Origin of the sequence: Actinoplanes sp. NPDC051861 (genome assembly GCF_040681145.1) — a bacterium.
Classification (GTDB): Bacteria; Actinomycetota; Actinomycetes; order Mycobacteriales; family Micromonosporaceae; genus Actinoplanes.
Genome location: NZ_JBFAYE010000022.1, coordinates 32,326 through 52,972, shown reverse-complemented (window position 1 = coordinate 52,972; position 20,647 = coordinate 32,326). Strand labels below are relative to the sequence as shown.

General features: G+C 71.0%; 15 protein-coding genes. 6 read left to right on the top strand and 9 right to left on the bottom strand.

Translation table 11 applies throughout. The annotated features are described in order from the left end of the window. Window positions 1-79: 79 nt before the first annotated feature. On the top strand, window positions 80-3,211 hold the full coding sequence (locus tag AB0M02_RS37740; RefSeq protein ID WP_364236111.1) for a hypothetical protein: 3,132 nt from the start codon (window positions 80-82) through the stop codon (window positions 3,209-3,211). 9 nt (window positions 3,212-3,220) lie between these two features. Here the strand turns inward: AB0M02_RS37740 and AB0M02_RS37735 are convergent, their stop codons facing one another. Beyond that, window positions 3,221-6,067 (bottom strand): CHAT domain-containing protein, encoded by a 2,847-nt coding sequence (locus AB0M02_RS37735; protein WP_364236108.1) that lies wholly within the window; start codon window positions 6,065-6,067, stop codon window positions 3,221-3,223. Between the two features lie 53 nt (window positions 6,068-6,120). On the opposite strand from AB0M02_RS37735, the gene AB0M02_RS37730 reads away from it, so the two are divergent. Then, on the top strand, window positions 6,121-6,501 hold the full coding sequence (locus AB0M02_RS37730; RefSeq protein ID WP_364236106.1) for a hypothetical protein: 381 nt from the start codon (window positions 6,121-6,123) through the stop codon (window positions 6,499-6,501). An 817-nt stretch (window positions 6,502-7,318) separates the two neighbouring features. Here AB0M02_RS37730 and AB0M02_RS37725 read toward each other — a convergent pair. From AB0M02_RS37725 to AB0M02_RS37695, 7 genes are all read right to left on the bottom strand, one after another. Then, complete coding sequence (locus AB0M02_RS37725; protein WP_364236104.1) at window positions 7,319-8,887, bottom strand: hypothetical protein; 1,569 nt, start codon at window positions 8,885-8,887, stop codon at window positions 7,319-7,321. Next, entirely contained in the window at window positions 8,884-9,732 is an 849-nt protein-coding gene (locus AB0M02_RS37720; RefSeq protein ID WP_364236103.1) for a protein phosphatase 2C domain-containing protein, read from the bottom strand. Before AB0M02_RS37720 ends, AB0M02_RS37725 begins: the two co-directional genes overlap by 4 nt. Beyond that, complete coding sequence (locus AB0M02_RS37715; RefSeq protein WP_364236352.1) at window positions 9,729-10,406, bottom strand: hypothetical protein; 678 nt, start codon at window positions 10,404-10,406, stop codon at window positions 9,729-9,731. The genes AB0M02_RS37720 and AB0M02_RS37715 overlap by 4 nt, the downstream gene beginning before the upstream one ends. A 229-nt stretch (window positions 10,407-10,635) precedes the next feature. Further along, entirely contained in the window at window positions 10,636-13,002 is a 2,367-nt protein-coding gene (locus tag AB0M02_RS37710) for a glycoside hydrolase family 9 protein (RefSeq protein ID WP_364236350.1), read from the bottom strand. Between the two features lie 82 nt (window positions 13,003-13,084). After that, a complete protein-coding gene (locus AB0M02_RS37705; protein ID WP_364236102.1) occupies window positions 13,085-13,693 on the bottom strand; it encodes a hypothetical protein in 609 nt (202 codons plus the stop codon). Window positions 13,694-13,764: 71 nt separating this feature from the next. Beyond that, complete coding sequence (locus AB0M02_RS37700; RefSeq protein ID WP_364236099.1) at window positions 13,765-14,421, bottom strand: response regulator transcription factor; 657 nt, start codon at window positions 14,419-14,421, stop codon at window positions 13,765-13,767. Continuing rightward, window positions 14,418-15,548, bottom strand: coding sequence for a sensor histidine kinase (locus AB0M02_RS37695; RefSeq protein ID WP_364236096.1), 1,131 nt, complete (start codon window positions 15,546-15,548; stop codon window positions 14,418-14,420). Before AB0M02_RS37695 ends, AB0M02_RS37700 begins: the two co-directional genes overlap by 4 nt. Before the next feature lie 99 nt (window positions 15,549-15,647). On the opposite strand from AB0M02_RS37695, the gene AB0M02_RS37690 reads away from it, so the two are divergent. From AB0M02_RS37690 to AB0M02_RS37675, 4 genes are all read left to right on the top strand, one after another. After that, on the top strand, window positions 15,648-16,529 hold the full coding sequence (locus AB0M02_RS37690) for an ATP-binding cassette domain-containing protein (protein WP_364236094.1): 882 nt from the start codon (window positions 15,648-15,650) through the stop codon (window positions 16,527-16,529). Then, window positions 16,526-17,320 (top strand): ABC transporter permease, encoded by a 795-nt coding sequence (locus AB0M02_RS37685; protein WP_364236091.1) that lies wholly within the window; start codon window positions 16,526-16,528, stop codon window positions 17,318-17,320. Before AB0M02_RS37690 ends, AB0M02_RS37685 begins: the two co-directional genes overlap by 4 nt. A gap of 117 nt (window positions 17,321-17,437) precedes the next feature. Then, window positions 17,438-18,148 carry a hypothetical protein gene (locus AB0M02_RS37680; RefSeq protein WP_364236089.1) on the top strand — a complete coding sequence of 237 codons (711 nt, stop codon included), beginning with the start codon at window positions 17,438-17,440 and terminating at the stop codon, window positions 18,146-18,148. Window positions 18,149-18,160: 12 nt separating this feature from the next. Then, on the top strand, window positions 18,161-19,399 hold the full coding sequence (locus AB0M02_RS37675; RefSeq protein ID WP_364236086.1) for a DUF4407 domain-containing protein: 1,239 nt from the start codon (window positions 18,161-18,163) through the stop codon (window positions 19,397-19,399). On the opposite strand, the gene AB0M02_RS37670 is transcribed toward AB0M02_RS37675, so the two are convergent. Continuing rightward, a complete protein-coding gene (locus tag AB0M02_RS37670; protein ID WP_364236083.1) occupies window positions 19,388-20,638 on the bottom strand; it encodes a GGDEF domain-containing protein in 1,251 nt (416 codons plus the stop codon). The genes AB0M02_RS37675 and AB0M02_RS37670 overlap by 12 nt on opposite strands. Window positions 20,639-20,647: the final 9 nt, after the last annotated feature.

Genomic DNA, 20,647 nt, shown 5'->3' with positions numbered 1-20,647 from the left:
CTCACGGGGCCGGCTGCTACCACAGTCGACGGTTATGGGGGCGGATCGGCGTCCAGACCCGGCTCACTCCGGTGCGGCCGTGGTGCACGGTGCGCAGGTCGGCTCGCACAACACCCAGTACAACACCTTCCAGGGCGTGGCGCCGCCATGGACGGACCTGGACACGGCCTGCCGCAAGCTGGCGCAGATGGTCAACGAGCAGTGGCGAGGAGAAGCGACGGCGCGTGGCATCGCGACCCCCGCCCCGGCGACGGTCCGATGGAGGTGGGGTGAAACCGACGTCGCCGCCGATCCAGCCGATGTCGCAGCGACCAAGGGAGCGGGGCCCCTGACTTCGGGAACGGTGAACCGCCTCCACGACGAGGTTTACGCACGCCTTTCCCACGGTCGCCTGGTGCTGCTCGGCCGGCCGGGCGCCGGTAAGACCGCAGCGATGATCCTGCTGCTGATCGCGGCACTGGAACACCGGGGGTGGGTGCCGGAACCCGCGTCGCGGGAGATTCCGGTCCCGGTGTGGCTCACCATGGGCGGCTGGGATCCGGTGTCGACCTCGCTCACGGACTGGGCGATCGAGACCGTGGCGCGAGATCTCTCGCCGCGAACGGCCGCTGAGCTGGTGAACAGCGGGCGCGCAGCCTTATATCTGGACGGGCTGGACGAGATGCCGCCGGCGTCGCGGGGAGCGGCGCTGCGCCGGATCGACGAGACGCCGACCCACATTCGCATTGTTCTGACCAGTCGGCGTGACGAGTACCGCGAGGCCCTGGAGACCGGCCGCCTCCACGGTGCCGCGGTCGTCGAGCTGCAGCCCGTCAAGCCGTCCACGGCGGCCCGATATCTCGGCAGGGACCAGGTCGGCGTGCAACGAGAACGCTGGCGTGTGGTGGGAGCCTACCTGCGTTCGCATCCCCTGAGTGCCGCCACGCAGGCGTTGAACAACCCGCTGACACTCACCCTGGCCCGGGACACCTACCGGTACTCCGATCCCGTCGCACTTGTCGACACCGCATTGTTCCCCACACCGGCGGCCGTCCGCGCGCACCTCATCGAACGGTTGATGGACCAGGCGTACCCTGACGCCCGCAACCGGGAGCGGGCCGGCCGGTTCCTGGGATGGATCGCCCGCAACCTGGGTGACAATCGGGATATCGCCTGGTGGCGGCTGTCATCGTCGCTGCCGCGCTCGCGACTTGTCGTCTCGACGGCCCTCCGCACGGGGGCGGTCGCCTCGGCCCTGACCCTGCTGCTGCTTCTGGCGGCGAACATGTGGTTCAGGACCGGATCCGGGTTGCCGGCCGGAGACTTCTTGACCGCCTACTGGGCGCGGCTCGTTCCCGGCATGATGCTGCTTGTCTGGGTCACCGGGTGGATGATCGGAGGGAGAGCCTCAGATCGTCTTGTCGGCCCGAAGACTCTCCGCCCCAGCGTTCCGGGCCGCCGCGAGATCGCCCGTCTCCTAGGGACAGTGTCGATCACCGCTGCCACTGTCGGCCTCGTCGGTGCGCTCATGACCAGGCTTGGCGATGCGCTCTGGGCCACCTATCGGCACGGCGTGGTCGACGGGCCCGGCCTCATGAGCTTCCTCTCGGTGGGATATGACGCCGCCGTTCGTGTGTTCCTGTTGACCCTTGCCGTGGTGGGCCTGCCGATCGGTGTAGCTCTGGGTTTGTACGACCTCTGGGCCGTCCCCGCGGATCGCGCGACAGCGGCGAGCCCCCGATCCACCTTCGCCGAGAGCCGGCGCTCTTCACTTCAGGCCTGTGGCGGGTTGGGAGCTCTCGCCGCCGCCGGAACCGCGTTCCCCGTCGCGCTGACGGCGGGCGCCGTTCCGGGACTCGCTCTCGGCGTAGCCGTCGGGTGGTTCTTCGCCTATGCGGTGTGGATCGCCAGTCCGCCGGGAATCCTCCGATTCGTCGAGGTAACGGCCCGTGGCCTGTCTCGTCGGCCACGGCTGCTGGACGTGCTTGACCTCGCGCACCGCCGCCAAGTCCTCCGTCAGGCCGGATCGGTCTATCAGTTCCGGCACGCCGAGGTTCAGGACCAGATGGCCACCGGGCAGCGGGCGCGACCGGCCGGACACCGGCGAAGGCTCGCCCGCCGCCCTGCTGTGGCGGCGGTCGTGGTCGCCGTGCTCGGACTGTCCGCGGCTCTCGCGGTGCCGCTGGCGAGGGCGCAGCCGGACCATCTGACGATCGTTCCGCCGTCGCTTCCCGAGAACCTGGTGTTCAGCCGAGACGGATCCCTGCTCGCGGCAAGCGGAGCGGATACCACCGTCATCGTCGATACCGGTACGGGCAGGCAGGTCAAACGGGTTCGGGGTACGGCACTGGCGTTCACTCCGGACGGCCGAAGCCTGATCTCCATGGACCAGCAGTGGCTTCATTGGATCGACCTGGCGACGGGCACGACCGCGAGGTCGCTCGCTGTCGGCATCGACGCCACCTCGATCCAGCTGGCGTCCGACCAGCGGACTGTGGTGGCACTGTTCGAGGAAGCCGGGGAGGTCGGAATCTGGGAGGCGCCCTTCCGGACCGGTCCCCGGATCCTCTCTCCCTGGACGTCGCAGTCGTCCAGCGGCGGTCGTCACATCCACCTCAGCCCGGACGGCCGGCTGATCGCGACCGCGGGTGGCGATCGGGTCAACCTGTGGAACGTGGCTCGGCGGTCCTTCGTGCGCACCCTCGCCGTCGAGTGGGCGTTCCCACCCGTCTTCAGCCGTGACAGCACGGAGGCTGCCACGATGAGCCGGAGCAACACGCTGATCGTCGAGAGTGTTCCGTCGGGGAAGCGGGTCAGCCGGCACGCCCTGCCCGACGTGCGCACGATTCAGGCGCTGGCGCCGGATTGGACCATGGTCGTCTCAGGGACACCGGGGTACAAGGACTTCTCCGGTGACATCCAGTTGCCCGGCACGCTGTTCGCCGACGGATTGGCGTCCCGGGCGAAGTCGGGTGACCTGGCCCGGCCGAGTGACCGCATCCGTTATGCCGAGTTCAGCCCGGACGGCAGCCGCCTTGCGACCGTCTGGGGCACCGGCCTCGAGGACAACACCAGGCGGCTGAGGGTGTGGAACGCGGACCGGTGGAGGAACACCGTGAACTTCGATCTCGACCTCGCCGAGATCAACAGCTTGGCGTTCAGCCCGGACAGTGGGAGGCTCGCCGTGGGCTGGACGGACGGGCGCGTTCGTGTCTGGCGGCTGACCGCGTGACGCGCGGCGTCACGGGCCCGTGTGGATCAGTGCCGCCCACAGATCCGGCCGGTCCGGCTGTTCCTGTCTGACCCGCTCGATGGCCGCGTCCAGCGCATATGCCGCCCGGGTCGCGTCCAACCGGCCGTCCGAGGCCAGCGTCGCGTAGACATCGCCCGCCACCTGCGCCGCCACCCGGTCCGAGACCGCCCACTGACTCCCGATCACATGCCGGAACCCCGCCAGTTGCAGCGCCGCCGTCAGATGGATCGCCTCGTCCGGCAGGTCCCGGCCGCCCGCCGCCGTCCGGCACGCCGACAGATAGGCCAGGTCGGCCAGTGCCGCGCCCCGGTCCCGGGCCGTTCCCGCCAGGTCGAGGACGCTCAGGCGGCCGTCCACGAGGCGCAGGGCGCCCGCGCTCGGCTTCTCGAAGTCCTGTTCGCCGTGGCAGGCGAAGTGTGCCCAGGTGTGGTCCTCCAGCGCTGCCAGCACCGAGGCGACCGTCGCGCTGCGGCCGCTCAGGATGCGCAGGCCCGGTACGTGGGAGCTGACCGCTCGCAGCTCGTCGTTGACCGCGGGCAGCGGGGCCTGGCCGGGCAGCGACCCGAGTCCGACCGCGAACGCCCGGGGTGGGCCGGGCAGGGCGGGGGCCGAGCGTGCCCGGGACAGTGCCGACAGGCTGGGTGTGTAGGACGAGACGCACCGGGCCGCCACCGATAGCCGTCTCCTGGCCGTCAGGGCGGAGCCGAACCGGCCGGCGGCGTGCAGCGGCAGCATCGTCAACGGGCCGGTGGGGCACCACCACACCCGGTGGCGCCCGTCGGGGCCGGCCGGGGCGATCGTCGCCAGGGCGGTGCAGACCGGCTCGGCGACGGTGTCCCAGAGCCAGCGCTGGATCGAGACGAGGGTCTGGCGCAGCGCCGCCCGCGCCACCGCGCCGCCGCCGCGCGACTCGGCCTCGCGCTGGGCGGAGAGCAGTGCCGCCGCGCGTTTCTGGGCCGCCTCGCTCGTCAGCCACGGTAGTGGCACCGGGTGGACGCCGGTGGTGGTGACGATGAGGGCGTCGCTGCGCCGTACCGATGTGTTGACCAGCACCACCGCGCCGCCGGCGGCGGCCGGGCGCAGGTCGTCGAGCGACAGTGTGGCCAGGAAGCCGGCGAGGCCCGGCTGCAGGCGCGCGGCGGCGACCAGTTCCTCCCAGCGCTCCGCGAGGCGCCGCTGGTGGCCCGCGTCGGCGGTGTCGGACCGGGTGGGGCCGCCGATCGCGCTGGTGAGCAGCTCGTTGCCGATCTGCCAGACGCGCTGGTCGCCGGGCCCGGCCGGGATGCGTACGGTAGGCGCCGCCTCCGCCCCGTCCAGCTCCCGCCGGACCTGATCCAGTTCGGCGGCCAGCTCCGGCGCCACCACCGACAGCAGGGACAGGTCGCTGCGGGTCTGTACGGCCTGCGACCACAACACCTGACGACCCTGCTCCAGGAGCTCGACAGCACGTTCCGGCTGTCCCGCCGCGAGCGCCCAGGCCGCGGCGTCACCGGCCAGCCCGGCCGTCTCGGTGAGCCGTTTCTCCTGCACCGAACGGTCCAGCCCGCGCCATGCCAGCAGCGGCAGCAGCCCGATGGCCGTGCTGTGCGCTTCCAGCGCCAGCGCGACGTCTCCGATCTCGCCGCCGGCCCGCGCCAGGTTGCGTGCCGCGGCCATCCGGAACTCGACCGGCCCGACCCGCGAGCCGGCCGCCGAGCGCCACATGCCGACCGCGGCGTCCAGGTCGGCCGGGTCGTGGTCGACGAGGTGCTGGATGCGCAGGGCCGAGCCGAGGATGTTCAGGGCGCGGGCCCGGTCCGGGTTGCCCGGTGAGAGCCCGGCCAGCGCGGCCTTGCCCATCTCGACCGCCGCCCGTACGCCGGCCGGGTCGCTGCCGAGCCGGGCCTGCACGAGCAGGAGGTTGGCCAGGTTGGCCAGATGACCGGCCCGGTTCGCGCCGCCGGACTGCGCGTCGACCGCCTCCCTGGCCCGCCGGACCGCCTCTTCCAGGTGCGTCGACGACTCGCCCTCGAGCGCCTGGATGAACAGCAGACTGGCGTGGTTGGCCAGCAGCTGCGCCCGGAACGCCTCCCCCTTCGGCAGGTCGGTGACGATCTCCCGGCTGATCTGGATCGCCTCCCGGAGGTCCTGTTCACCGCCCTCGCCGCGGACCCAGCGCTGCATCAGCACGTACGTCATGGTGCTGGCCAGCGCGATCCGGTCGATGTGCCGGCGCGGCACGGTGTCCATCGCGTCCCGGCAGTGGCGGGCCGCCTCGTCGATGTCGGCGTGGTCGCCGGTGCGCGCGAAACGCAGCGCGAGGCAGGCCGCCAAGGACTGCCGGGCGCCGAGGATCTGGTCCGGGTCGGTGGTGGACCGGCCGAGCAACCGGGCCAGCCGGACCGCGGTGTCGATGTCCGCGAGCCGGCCGAAGCGCTCGAAGCCGAGCCGGTACGCGTTGACGCACCGCACCACCAGGTCCGGAAGTGCGGGATCCTCCTCGTCGAGGGTTTCGATCGCGCTCGCCGCGTACCGCATCGCCGCCGTCAGGTCCGCCTCCCGGCGGTCGAACTCGTAGCGGGTGGACAGCGCCCACGAGATCTGGCCCTGTACGACCGCCCACAGCGGATCGCCCGGGGGTGCCATCGCGCTCGCGCTGCGCGCCTCGGCCAGGGCGTCCTCGAGGTAGCCGATCTCGCCGGTCGCCCGTCCCCGCCGCAGCAGCACGACCGAGAGCGAGACCTGGGTGTCCACCGTCGGCGGGAGCGAGCGCAGCACCCGCTCCGCCGCGGTCAGGATGCTCAGGTCGCCGTTGTTGTCATAGGCCGCGATCATCTCGTCCACCGCGACAGGCACGAGTTCAGTACATTCAAATCCGGCCGCGACGTCAACAGACGGGAGTGTCGTGAGTGGAGGACAAACGGGACCGTCGCCTGCTGGCATCGCTGTGCGCGGCGTTGCCGTTGCTGCGTGAGCGGGCCGAGGAGGGCCTCTGGTCCGACGAGCTCGACGAGATGGTCGGTGACCTGGCCGCCGGAGAGCCGGTCGTGGAGGTGTGCCGGCGGCTCGGGCTGGTCGGCGAGGTGGACGATCAGCGCAACGCGGAGAACGCGCCGGCGCTGCCCGGTGTCGAGGGCGCGCACCTGGCCGGCATCGGCGAGGTGGTCCTGGACGGCGCCTACCGGTGCCCGCGCAACCGGTGCTCGCGGCGTGCGCAGCGCGACGACCGCGGGCGTGTCCCGGTGTGCGCGCTGGCCGAGGCACCGATGACGTACCGGTCCGGCCAATGATCGACGTCCTGCTGGGTGAGGTCGGCCGCCGGCTGACCGATCGGTGGCTGACCCGGGCGCTCGGTCCCGGTCTGCTGTGGTGCGCGGTGGCGGCGTTCGCCGTGCTGCCGGGCCGGCACGGCGTGCTTGACGTACGCGGTGCCGCACTCGCGGCGGCCGACGCGATGGACAGGCTCAAGGACCGGCTCAGCCTCGCGATCGTCTGCGCGGTCCTGATCGTGGCCGTCGCCGCCGCGGCCGCCGTCACGGCTCAGGCGGCCGGCGCCGCTGTCCGATTCGGATGGCTGGGGAACTGGCCCGGCGGGCAGGCGCTGACCGCACGGCGCCGCGCGCGGGCGGAGCGGAAGCTGCGGGCGGAGCAGCGTGTGGTCCCCGCCGTCTATCTGCCGGCCCGGCCGACCTGGATCGCCGACCGGATCAGGCTGGCCGACGACCGCGTCGCCGCGCAGTACAACCTGCGCCTCGGCCTCATCTGGCCGCGCCTCTGGCTGCTGATCAGCCCCGACCACCGCACTCCCGTGACGCAGGCGAGGGACCGCTTCGACCGGGCCGCGACGATGGGCGGCTGGGCGGTGCTCTACCTCGGGCTGGCCGGCTGGTGGTGGCCCGCCGCGCCGCTGGCCCTCGGCATCGGCCTGCTCACCTGGTGGCGGGCACGCAACGCGTCGGCCCTGTTCGCCGACGTCGTCGAGGCGACCGTGGACCTGCATCACCGCCACCTGGTCACCGAGCTCGGCTTCCCGATCGAGGAGGGTCACGCGCTGGACGCCGCGACCGCCGACGCGATCAACGATCTGCTGCACAAGGGCGCCAGCGGTTACGGGCAGGAGTACCGTTCCGGCGCGGTGATCGACGCGACATCCTCCTCCTTGGCCAGCGTCAGCCGCGAACGCCAGCAGGCCGAGGGGTCCTCGCCGGTCGGGACGAACACCACGTTGACCTGAGCCGGGTTTCCGCGTACCCCAATGATCTTCGCGGCCCGGAACGGCCCCGCCGAGATCAGCTTCTGCAGGCGGCCGCGCTGGGTCTTGTTCGGCAGCGCGGCCAGCGCGGTGTCGGTGCTCTCGTTGTTGATCGCGCAGAGGAAGCCGCCGACCTCGTCGGACGCCCGCTTCACCCGGGCGCTCTGGGAGTTGATCCCCGAGGCGACCGTGATCTTCGGGAGCAGGCAGAGGACCGACGGCAGCCTTGACGAGTCGAAGGTGACCGGCGGCGGGAAGGCCGGGAAGCTCAGCCACGGATAGCCGCTCGGCAGGCCCAGTCCCGGCCGGGCGGTCGAGCCACCCACGGGTTCACCGAGGCGCGGTATGTCGAGGGTCGGCAGGGTGTAACGGGGCACGGTGCCGGTGTACGGCGCGGGGCTGCCGTCGTCCCCGTTGAAGATGCCGGTGATGATCGAGACGACGATCAGTGCCGGGAAGACCCAGGGCAGCCAGCGCCGTACCACCGCTGCCCGCGGTGCCGGGGTGACGACCGGGACGGCCCGGCGAGGAGGTTCGGGAGGCGGCGGGGGAGGCGGGGGAGGAGGGGGCGGCGAGGACGGCGTCCTGGTGATCGCCCGGTCCAGCTGCTCGAACCACTGCGCCGGGCTCGGCCGTGTCGCCGGATCCTCGCTCAGGCTCCGGGACGCCAGGCGATAAACCCCCGTGCGCATCCGCCGCCGGGCCGCGGACGGGTCCCGCACCTGCTGGTCCCCGGCGAACAGCCGGACCGCCAGCAGCCCGAACTTGAACGCGTCGCTCTCCGGCGTGGCCAGTTCCTCGTCGAGCGGCACGTGCCACTCCGGCGTCTCGGCCTGCGCCAGCACCGAGTCGCCGTCCACCCGCATGGCGTCGCAGTCCAGGAAGTAGCAGCGCGGCCGGCTGGTCAGGCTGAACAGCAGGTTGTTCGGCGAGAAGTCACCGACGACGACTCCCAGCCGGTGCAGCAGCGCCAGGGCCTCGCCGGTGTCGCGCAGGAACTCCAGGCGCAGCCGGTCGTCGATCGGCAGGCCGCGGGCCCGCAGGTAGTCGCCGCTGTTGAGCAGGAACTGGGCCTGCGCGAGCACGGTCGACCGCCCGCTCGGCAGCGCGATCTCCGCGGTGAACTGCCCCGGCACCCGCGGCATCAGGAAGCCGCGGACCACGCCCTCCTTGCGTACCACCGCGGTCGGCCACGCGGCCAGGTTGAGCAGCGACTCGGCGTCGTCACCGGCCGAGCTCACCAGCTGGACCATCCGGTTCAGCGTGGTCACGTCGACGTCGTCGACGAACCGTGTCGCGTACTCCTTGTAGACCACGTCGGGCTGTTCCGTCAGCGCGTAGACCGTGCCCTGCCCGCCGACACCGATCCGGGTCCGCGGTCCCAGATCGGCGAGGTTCACCTCGAGCACGGGTGGGTCGCTCATGTCGGCCAGATCGCCAGGACGGTGCGGTCGTCGTCGTAGGGCCCGCCGGTGAAGTCGAGCATCCAGGCCAGCCGTGCCAGCGGCGGAGGATCGGCGAGCCCGTCACCGAACAGCCGGCCCACCTCGCCGCCGCCGTCACCGAGCGGTTCGGCGAACCCGTCGGTGCCCAGCACCAGGACGTCCCCGGTGCTCAGCGGAACCTCGACCGGCGTCACCGACGACGGCACGCGGGGGAGCGCGGACACACCGTCGGGCAGCAGCTCGTCCTCCGGCTGGGTCAGCGACTCGAACAGCGGTGTCCACTTGCCGTCGCGCAGCCGCCAGGCGTCCGAGTCGCCGACCCGGACCAGGTGCGCGACCGCCCGCCCCGGCTCCGCCGGCCGGATCAGCGCCACCACCACCGTGCTGGCCAGCTGCGCCTCGGCACGCTGCGGGTCCGGCTCGCCGCCGGACTGGCGGGCGGCGAACTCCACGAGGGACCAACCGGCGCAGCGCAGCAGGTCGTGCCAGTCGATCTCGGCCTCGGCATGCTGCAGATAGTCGACCACGGTCCGGCACACCATCGTGGCTCCGAGGTGCGACAGCGGCGCGTTGGACACCCCGTCCGCGACCACCGCGATCAGCGAGCCCTCGTGCGTGGCGACCGCGAGCTCGTCCTGCCGCGGCTCACCGGACGCCCGGTGCCCGGCGCCGCGCACCGACGCCGCCCGCACCTCGAACCCCTCGGCCGCCCAGCCGTCGATCACCGTGTCCGGACGGTAGGGCTGGGTCGCCGGCGCCAGCACCGGCGACGCCGGCGCGGCCTCACCGACCGACGGGGACGCCCAGTCGAAGCTCTCGCTCACACCACGTCCACGGCCATCCGGAAGCTGTCCGGCCGCTCCACGACCAGCTCCGCGTCGTTGCCGCCGACCGCCTGACCGCTCTTGATCACGCTGCGGGTGAGGGCCGTGCAGAACTCGGCGATCGCCAGCCCCACCTCGACACCCGGCGTCGCCACGAACGCGAACTCCGGCCGCGTCGCCACGTGCAGGATCGTCTCCGCGCGGGCCTCGCCGATGCCGCAGGCGATGATGTTCGGCGCGGTCGGCGTGCGCTCCCGGTCGACCAGCTGATCGTAAACGGACTCCCACTGCCCGACGTCCGTCGGCTGCCCGTCGCTCAGGAAGAACACCGCCGGCCGGTGCACCGCGAATCCCTCCCGCTTGAGCGCCCGCACGTCCGCCGGGATCCGATCGAGCAGCAGCGTGAACGCGACACCGTATGCCGTGCCCGTCCGCACCGACAGCAGCGGTAGCGAAGACTCGTTACGCAGGTCAGCCAGCGCCGAGTGCACGATCACGTCCTCGGAGAAGCCCACGATCGAGAAGCGCACCTTGGCGGCGGCGAGCGGTTCTCGCAGCAGCGCGTCATGCAGCGACCGCAGCCCCGCATTGAGCTCATCCACGACCGGGGACATCGATCGGGATTCGTCGGCCACCAGGTAGACGGGCAGCACCCGGCCCGCGCTTTCGGACATGCTCACCACCGGACTCTCGATTGTGGACCCTCAACGTAGCAGGAGGCTCCAACGCATTCGCTGTGGTTGATCCGGGTGGTTCGCTCGCGCTTTCTTTTTTGTACGAGCAATGGCAAGTGTTCGAGAGCGGGGCGGGGATCCGGGTGCGGCGCCGACGTGCGCGCCGCCGCCGGGTCATGAGATCTGGTCGGGAGCGCCGGGCCGGCGAACGCCGGCCCGGCGGTGTCGGCTATCCGATCGTGCAGGCGGTGCCGTTCAGGGTGAACGACGTGGGTGCCGGGTTGGAGCCGGTGTGGGTGCCGTTGAAGCCGAAGCTCACGGTCGCGCCGGCTGCCAGACTGCCGTTCCACGAGGTGTTCGTGGCGGTCACCTGGGTTCCGGACTGGGTGACGTTCGCCGACCAGCCCTGGGTGACCTTCTGACCCGCTGTGTAGGGAAAGGTCAGCGTCCACCCGTTCACGGCCGTGGAGCCGTTGGTGATGGTGACCGTGGCGGTGAAGCCGGTGCTCCAGCCGTTGACCGAGTACCCGACCCGGCAACCGGTGGCCGGCTGCGACGGCGAAGGCGACACCGACGGCGACACCGAGCCCGACGGCGAGACCGACACCGACGGCGAGACCGAGGCCGACGGGGACACCGAGGCCGACGGGGAGACGGACGCCGACGGGGAGACGGACGTCGACGGGGACGGTGACGCGCCGTTCGGTTCCGCGCCCCACACGAGGTTCGCGCCGTCCCAGAGCGGCACACCGGCGTTGGCGCCGGCCGCCACCTGGTAGGACGGGTCGTTGGCCGGGTTCCACGTACCGCCCTCGGCGACACCGATCTTGAGCTGGACCTCCATCCGGTGCGCCGACTGCCCGGCCGGCGCGATCGTGTAGCCGGTGCAGTTCACCTCGACATACCAGATGTTGCCCGAGTACTGACTCGCGCTCGTCGGGCCCGGGCAGCCCTGCGTGTACGGCGAGCTCACCTGCAGGGCCGAGCTGTCGTCGCGGGTGAAGTAGTAGCGGAACTTCCCGCTGGTCAGCGCCCGCGCCGGGAACGCCGACTTGTTGTAGACGATCACCTTGACACCGGTCGAACGGGTCTCATTCTGCATAATCGTCGTTTCGACCGACATTTCCGAAATGTCGGGCTTCTCCGCGACCGGGAAGCCGGCCAGGGGAGCGCCGCCGAACTCGCCGTAGAGTCGCGCCACAGCGGACGTGAACCCGGCGTTGTAATCGGTGGCCACCTCGTTCATCACATAGTCGCCACGACTGTCGGTGTACGCGTCATTGGGCGAGGACGGGCCGCCGACCAGAGCACCGTACAGAACATGGCGGGTCTGCTCCGGCACCTGCTGGCTGTCCCACCAGCTGCCGTGCGCCGTACGGTGATGGGGGTTCTTGGGTGAATTGGCGCCGAACCCGATCACATAGCTGGAGCTGCGCGGGTTGTCGCCCAGGGCGTAATTGATCTGCCGGACCGCGAAGTCGTGGTAGCGCTGCTTGCGCGTCGCGTCGCTCAGATGATCACTGTGGACGAGCGCGACGAACGCCGTGTTCGCCGCATAGCGCAGCGCGCCCCAGGAGTCGACCACCACCATGCCGCCCGGCGAGGTGCGCACCTTCTCCCCGTTGACGCCCACGGTGAACCAGTCGAGCCAGCGGTTCGCGTCGTCCAGGTACTTCTGCTTGCCGGTCAGCTGTGCCAGCAGGACATAGTTTCCGTACTGCTTGTTGTCCCAGCTGATCGTCCACTTGTACATCTTGGTCGTGGTCTGGTTCTCGTTGCCCTGCGCGTCGTACCCGGCCTCGGCCTTCGCCAGATAGGACGCGTCGCCGGTCGCCCGGTGCAGCCAGATCGCGCCCCACACCAGCTCGTCGGCGTAACCGCTCCACGACCTGTAGAACGACGTCGCGTCCGTGATGCACTCGTGGTACATCTTGCGGACCCGGTCCGCGAACGAATACAGCTGCTTGGCGTGCGTGAGCAGGGTGTCGGCATAGCCCGGGTCGGTCGGGCGGAAGACCAGCGAGCTTGCTGCCATCGCGGCCGCCGTCTCCGCCGCCAGCTCGCTGCCGCCACAGGTCGCATCGATTTTGTACGCGGGGCGCGCCATCGGCATCACCTCGGCCGGTCCCCACCACTTGTGGTCGTCGTCGCCCTTGCCCACCTGGCCGTAGAGCACGTCCGCCGACGGGTGAGCCTTGATGAAGTAGTCGTTCGGCACGCGCAGGTTGTTCAGCAGGTGGGTCAGCTGCCCGCTGCTGCTGTAGGCCGCCCGGTTCTCCACCGCGCCCCACGCCAGCATCGTCGTCGTGAACGCCATCGGCAGGCCGAACTTGACGTGGTCGCCCGCGTCATACCACCCGCCGGTCAGATCGAGCCCCGCGTCCGAGCCGTCCCGCATCGCCGAGTCACCCCGCCAGGACACCCGGTTCCAGCTCGGCTTCTTGCCGGAGATCTGAGCCTCGTAGAAGAGGAGCGACTTCTGCAGCGCCTCGCCGTAACTGTAGGGCGGCGCCGCTGCCGCATCCGATGGGGACGCCACCCAGAGCAGGCCGGCACCGAGCGCGACGGCCGACAGGGTGGTGAGGAGTTTCTTCATCATGACTTTGCCGCTTCCTCGCCAGGAAAGTGACCGTCATCGTTACATGGGAGCGCTCCCAATTCAACAGTGTGTTTACCGGTCAGAAACCTTCGCCGCGCACCGACTGCAGCCTGATCAGCACCTGGTCCTCGTGCATCGTGGCCAGCGCACACAACTCCCGCCGGTCCAGCAACAGCCCCGTCCGCCGGCACTCCTCGGCGAAGCCCCGCCCACTCAGATGCCGCCGCGTCTCCGCCAGCAGATCGTCGGGTGTCTGCCCCGGTCGCCCGCCCACCGCCACGAACGTGCTGCACACGTCCGTCCCACAGTCCCCGCCGCCGTAGCCCTCGGTCGCCACCAGCCCCTCCGGCAGCGGCAGCACCACCCCGGCCGGCGGCTCAGCCGGGTTCTGCTCGGAGAGCAGCAGCGGCACGGAGACGAGGCCGAGCACCACCGTCAGAACGACCAGCACGCGAAACGGCCACGACCGCGGGCGTTCGGGATCCCGCAGCCGCGCCACGATCAGCACCGACACCGGCAGTGCGGCGAACGCCAGCTCCCAGCTGACCCGCGGATAGGCAGCGGCCAGCACCGCCGACCCCGCCGCCCACCCACCCAGCACCCCGAGACCGGCCCACCGGTCCCGTCCCGGCCGCGCCACCAACCACCAGAACGGCAACACCCCGACAAACACGATCAGCTGAACCACCCACCGATCATGATGGACACCCCCCGCCCAGACCAACGAGCCGCCGGCGGGAGATGCGAGCCGGCGGCTGGTCAGGTGACGGCGACCAGGCCTGCCTCGTAGGCGGCGATGACCAGCTGCACCCGGTCTCTGGCGTTCAGCTTGCTCAGCAGCCGCGTCACGTAGGTCTTCACTGTCGCGTGGCTCAGGAACAGGTCGGCGGCGATCTCTGTGTTCGACAGGCCCCGGCCGACGAGGGTGAGCACCTCGCGTTCGCGGTCGGTGATGCCGGTCAGTGGGCGCCGGGTCGTGGTGGAGCCCGCGCGGGACTCGACGAACGATGAGATCAGGCGGCGGGTGATGCTGGGGGCGAGCAGGCCGTTGCCGTCGGCGACGGTTCGGATGGCGTCGAGGATGTCGTCCAGGTCCATGTCCTTGACGAGGAAGCCGGCGGCTCCGGCTTGCAGGGCGCCGTGAAGGTGCTCGTCGTCGTCGAAGGTGGTCAGGACCAGGACGTGGGTCGAGGGTGAGGAGCCGGTGATGTGGCGGGTGGCCTCGATGCCGTCGGTCCCGGGCATGCGGAGGTCCATGAGGACGACGTCGGGGCGCAGGGCCTCGGTGACGTGGATCGCCTCGTCGCCGGTGGCCGCCTCGCCGACGAGCTCGATGTCGTCGGTCTCCGCGACGACCATCCGTAGGGCCGATCGAACCAGCGGCTGATCGTCGGCGACGAGCAGGCGGATGGTCATGGGGCGTCCGCCGGGAGGGGCAGGCGGGCCGCGACCCGGAAGCCGCCTTCCGGGCGTGTCCCGGTGGTGATCGTGCCGCGCAGGAGTTCGACGCGTTCGCGCATGCCGGTCAGGCCGAAGCCGGCGCCTAGACGGGAGCCCGCGCCGCGGCCGTCGTCGAGGACCTCGACGAACAGCTCGGACTCGCGGCAGCTGATCAGGATGCGGCAGGCAGGCGTGCCCGCGTGGTGGATCACGTTGGCGACGGCCTCCTGGACGATGCGGAAGGCCGCCGCGTCGATCTCCATCGGCAGGGAGCGGGACCGGCCCTCCCACCGCAGGTCGACAGCTATGCCGGCCGCGCGCGTCGTGGCGATGAGCTGGTCGAGACCGGACAGCGAGCAGAGGCGCAGACCGGAGACCACCCGGCGCACGCCCGAGAGGGTCTCTCGGCCGATCCTCTCGATGCTGCCGACGGCCTCCCGCGCGGCCTCCGGCTGGGACTGCATCACGCGGCCCGCCGCGCCCGCCTGCAACGCGATGGCTCCGAGGTTGTGGGCGACCATGTCGTGCAGGTCGCGGGCGATCCGCAGGCGTTCCTCGGTGATCGCCTCCGCGGTGGCCCGCTGGTGCGCGGCGGCGGCCTGCGCCCGGGACTGGCGGATCACCAGGCCCGCGAGCACGGCCGTGCACGTGCTCACCGCCATGAACGGCTCCGACGGCGTGCCTCCCTCGCCGGACAGCGTCAACCGGGCGATCAGGAAACCGGCGAGCACGCACACGGTGAGACCGGCCGCGGCCAGGACGACGCGGCGTGTGGCGGTCAGCGCGAGGGACGCCAGGGCGACGCCGACCGGAATGATCTGCGGTGACCAGATCTCCGGGCGCTGCCACGCCAGCGGAGGGATCATGACGCTCGACAGGACGAGGGCGAACGCGAGCGCCGGCCGGCGCCGCAACAGGATGCCGCCGGCCAGCGCGGACACGGCCGCCACCGCCAGGACGGCGCGACCCTGCCCGGAGCCGAGGACATCCGGTGGGAACAGCGCCGACTGCCGGTCACCCACCTGGTCGGAGAGGAACCAGGCCCATGGGTACGCCGTCGCGAGCCAACTCGCGACCGTCACGAACCCGGGAAGGAACAGCACGACTGGAATCTAGTCGGCGACCACCCGCGCGGCATCAACCCACGGTTGTACAACCCTGGCTGGACGCGCCGTGCCGCCCCGATCCCGAGAATTCGTCACATGATCGAGGTGAGGAAGCTGTCGAAGCGCTACGGGGACGCCGTGGCGGTCGACGACCTGACGTTCACGGTGCGACCCGGGCGGGTGACCGGCTTTCTCGGTCCCAACGGTGCCGGGAAGACCACGACCCTGCGGATCCTCCTGGGTCTGTGCGAGCCGGGCAGCGGCACGGCGACGATCGGCGGCCGGCGCTACCGGGAGCTTCCCCGCGGGCTGCGGCACGCCGGCGCGCTGCTGGACGCGCGCGACGTGCACGGGGGACGCAGTGCCCTCGACCACCTCACCGCGCTGGCCCGCACCAACGGCATCGGCGCGACTCGCGTACGCGATCTTCTTGACGAGGTGGGGCTGGGCGATGTCGCGAAGCGGCGCGTCCAGGGTTTCTCGCTGGGGATGCGGCAGCGGCTCGGGATAGCCGGCGCGCTGCTCGGTGACCCGCCCGTGCTGCTGTTCGACGAGCCTCTGAACGGTCTCGACCCCGAGGGCGTGAAGTGGGTGCGCGGGCTCTTCCACCGGATGGCGGCCGAGGGGCGCACCGTGTTCGTCTCCAGCCATCTGATGTCCGAGATGGAGCACACCGCGACCGACCTGATCGTCATCGGCCGGGGACGCCTGATCGCGGCCGAGACGCTGGAGCGGTTTCGCGGCACACGTTCGTCCGTCACCGTGCGCACGCCCGACCCCGGCACGCTGGCCGAGGTGTTGATCGGGGCCGGCGGGACCGTGCGGCGTCGCGACGACGGCGAGCTGTCGGTGAGCGGGATGAGCGCCGAGGAGATCGGCGACCTGGCGTTCGCGAGTTCCGTCCCGCTGCACCGGCTGTCCCCGCTGACCGCCTCCCTGGAGGACGCCTTCATGCGAGCGACAGGAGAGAATCCGTGACCGCGCACTTCCGTGACCTTCTCGTCGCCGAGTGGATGAAATGGTGGTCGCTGCGCTCGACCACCTGGACGCTGCTGCTGAGCGCGCTCACGATTCTCACCGTCAACTGCTGGTCCGCCTACAACGACCTCACCAACTTCGAGAGGTTCTCGGCCGACGCCCGCGCGGACTTCACGAGGTACGCGATGTCCGACGCCTTCACCCCCTCGTCCTGTTTGGCGCTCATGCTGGCCATCGGTGCTCTGGGCGCCGGCGTCGTGGTCGGCGAGTACAGCACCGGCCTGATCCGCACCACCTTCGTGGCGGTGCCCTCCCGGGCCGCCGTGATCGCGGCGAAACTCCTCGTCCTGCTCGCCGTCACGACGGGATACGGCCTGATCGTCGGCGTCGGCTCCTTCCTCGCCACCCAGACGATCCTCGACGGCAAGGGTGCCGGCCTGGAGCTGTCCGACCCAGGCGTGCCGGAGCAAGTCCTCGCCACCGTCCTGCTGGCGCCGCTGACCGCGCTGGTCGCCATGGCGTTCGGCATCCTCGTACGCCACAGCATCGGCACACTGACCGCCTTCGTCCTGGCCTTCATGCTGCTGCCGCTCGCCCTCGGCGAGGACCTCTACGCCACCGCGCTGCTCTCCCACGCGACCCCCTACCGCGCGTGGCTGCGCATCGCCGACATCCAATTCGGAGACCAGCCCTACCCGTGGACCCCCGCCGGCGGATGGACCGTCTACGCCGTGTGGGCCGCCGTCTCGATCGCGCTCGCGGTGACGGTGGTGAGGCGCCGGGATCATTGACCGATCAGCTTCCCTCTATAGGCGGAGAAGCCACTGGCCGGAGACGATCGCGCACGCCAGGATGACGTGGTGCTCCTGGCTGCGAGACTGATACGGCCGCTGGCCGTCTCCGCGGCGGTGGCCGCGGTGACCCTTGCCCAGCTCGATCTTCCCGACAAGAAGACCTGGGACGAGGCGCCACTCGTCCTCTACGGCGCGGTTCTCCTGCTGGCCCTGGTCGCGGTGGATGAGTCCGTTCGCGCCACAGTGGGCCTGGTGCAGCTGCGGAAGATACGTGCTTATGAAGGGGAGATGCGGGCTGTTCTCAGCGCCGCGCTGATCATCCTCGTCAGAAAGTACAGCCCGCCGTGGGAACGCGTCGGCGCGCACGCTTTCCAGCTTCGCGGGTTCTGGCGGTGGCGGCGCCTGACGAACATCGGCGGTATCCGGATCGGCTCGGTGCCGTCGATGGTGAATCCGTCGTGGAAGCCCGGCAAGGGTGTCGTCGGCATGGCGGTCAAACAGCGGCAGGGCCGCACCGTGCACTGGACGACCACCTTCGACGACGCGTTACGGCTTGGCGAGCGGGCCTGGACCGCGCTACCCGCCGACGAGCGGTTCGGGCTGTCGTGGGGTGAGCTCATAAGGACCGAGAACTATGCCGGGATCACGGCGTTCCCGATCTACGACCGCGGCGGGAGGCTGACCGGCTGCGTGTGCATCGACGCGCCGCTGACGGAGGCGGAGCTGGGCGATCCCAGTGTCCAGAAGATACTTCGCGACCTCGCCAGATCCGTCGACGCGCTGGGGTCGCCCCCGGTCGGCTGGCGACAGTACAGCCACGACTAGGGCAGGGTGGACATGAGCGAACGCGAACCCATCTCGGGAGAATTCGTCGAGGCCGTGCGGCTGCTCGGCGGCTCGCCGGCCCTCGTCGCCAGGCTTGAGGCCCGGGGCACGACTGAGCCCGACGCGATGGTGTGGCACAACGAGGATCCGCCCGGCCCGTCGAACGACGCCGGCCGGCCCGCGGACACGCCGCGCAGTGACCGGGAGTCCGTTCTCAGCCGTGTCCTGTGGTGGCTGGCGGGCGCCGACGCGACCGTCCTGCGGCAGTCACCGCGGAGCGAGAAGCTGCGGTACCGGACGCTCGGTGCCGCCATCTTCCTGACCAGCGTGATGGGTGGGATCGCCACCTTCGAAGCGGCGGGCGCCGCCGGGATCCAGAACGTCATGCGCGGGCTGATCGCGGTCGCCTTCGCCGCGCTCATCGTCGGATTCGAGCGGCTGCAGGTCATCAACGTCTCGTCGACACTGTCGCCCCTGTCGCGGATCCTGCGCACCGTCCCCGCCATCGTCTTCGGAACGATCCTGGCCCTGCTGGTCGCGACCCCGTTGGTGCTGCGCGTCTTCACAACGGAGATCAACGCCGAGATCGCCGCGAACCAGCTGTCCCAGCGCATCGAGTACCAGCAGAAGCAGCAGGCCGAACCCGCTCTCGTGGAGGCGACGGAGAACTTCGACGAGAGCAACGTCATCCTCGCCCAGGCGCAGCGCGACCTCGCCGCCGAGATCACCGGAGTCGGCCCGACCGGGGCAGCCGGATACGGTCCCCGTGCGGCCCTGCTCCATCGGCAGACCGAGGCGGCACAGACCCGTCTCGACGCGGCGAGCGCCCAACTGGAGCAGGTTCACACCCGGCAGGCCGCCGACCTCGCGGCTTTCGAGGCCGGCAACCGGGACATCAGCCTGTTCACGAGGCTGAGCGCGCTGTCGGCACTCGGCGAGAGATATCGGTCGGTCGGGGCCGTGCACCTGACACTGCTGCTCCTGCTCGCGTCCGTCTGGCTGATGCCGTCCCTGCTGATCGCCAGTTTCCCGTTCCGCCGCCCGACGGTCTACGAGTCGCTGCTGCAGATCGATCAGCGCTTCCTGGTCGCGCGTGCCCGCCTGGTCAACTCCGAGGAGTCGGCGCCCCGAACCGATGTCCTGGCCGACGTACGGGCGATCATCGATGACGAGTACATGCGGGTACGGCGCGAGTCCGTCGAGGACGTCCGGCGTTTCTTCGAAGCGCGGCAGGGCGCCTCAGGCGGCTGACACCAGGCTGAGCGCGCCGATCGACTTCGCCTTCTTCGCCTCGTACATGGCGGCGTCGGCGAGACCGATCAGCTCGTCGGTCGTGACGCCGGCGCGGGCTCGTGCCACGCCGATGCTCATGCCGACCCGGACCTGTTCGCCGCCGGCCGTCAGCGGGCCGGCGAGCATCTCCCGGATGCGCTCGGCGACCGTCTCCACGGCGTCCGCGCCCCGGCAGACGATCACGAACTCGTCCCCGCCGAAGCGGCTCACCAGATCGCCCTCCCGGACGCAGCCGCGCAGCCGGGACGCGACCGCTACCAGCAGTTCGTCGCCGGCCGCGTGACCGAGGCGGTCGTTGACCGGTTTGAAGCCGTCCAGGTCGCCGAAGAGGACCGCCAGGCCGTCCGCGCCGGCCGCCAGTTCCGCGGCGAGCCGGTCCAGGCAGGAGGCCCGGTTGGGCAGGCCGGTCAGGGCGTCCCGGGTGGCCAGGCGGTGCAGGGCCTGCTCGGCGGCGCGGCGGGCGGCGGAGAGGCGGGCGATGCGGATCATGACGAGCGGGGTGAGGGCGGCCGCCGAGACGGCGATGAGCACGCCGTCGACGGGCAGGTGCAGCAGGGCGCGACCGCCACCGACCACGGACGGGATCGCCAGCATCAGGCCGAGGAAGGCGAGCCGGGCGCGGGTCAGGTGGTCGTCGGGGTGGCGGCTGCGGGTCGTCACCGCGCCCACCGACGGGTGCAGCGCGGCGAGGCCGAAGGCGGCGTACGCGGCCAGGTAGACGCCGTTCGTCCAGTCGGCGCGGACGCCGTTCGCGTCGAGTGCCAGCTCGCCCGTCACGTTGCCGAGCATCGCCAGACCGAGGCCGGCGGTCATCAGCCGGACCGAGGCCAGTTTCTCCTCGGCCAGCAGCGACACGCGTACCAGGGCGCCGAGCGCGCCGGAGAGCACGAAGAGGTTCAGGAAGACGGCGAACTTCCGGCTGTCCGGCGCGTCACGGGCGTCCAGGACCGGCAGCAGCACGGCGGTCCAGAGCAGCCCGGACAGGGCGATGCCGGTGATCACCGCGTCGATCAGGCCCCCGACGTCGCGCCGGCCGCGCTGGATCACCAGCGTGCCGGCGCCGGCGAGAACGAGCACTCCGGCCCCGCTCAGGAACACGTCGGCGACGGACCCGTCTCCGGTCGCGTGGCCCTCGACGGTGACGAGCCAGATCCAGATCACGTTGCCGATGTTGTAGGACACCATGGCGGCGAACATGATCCACCA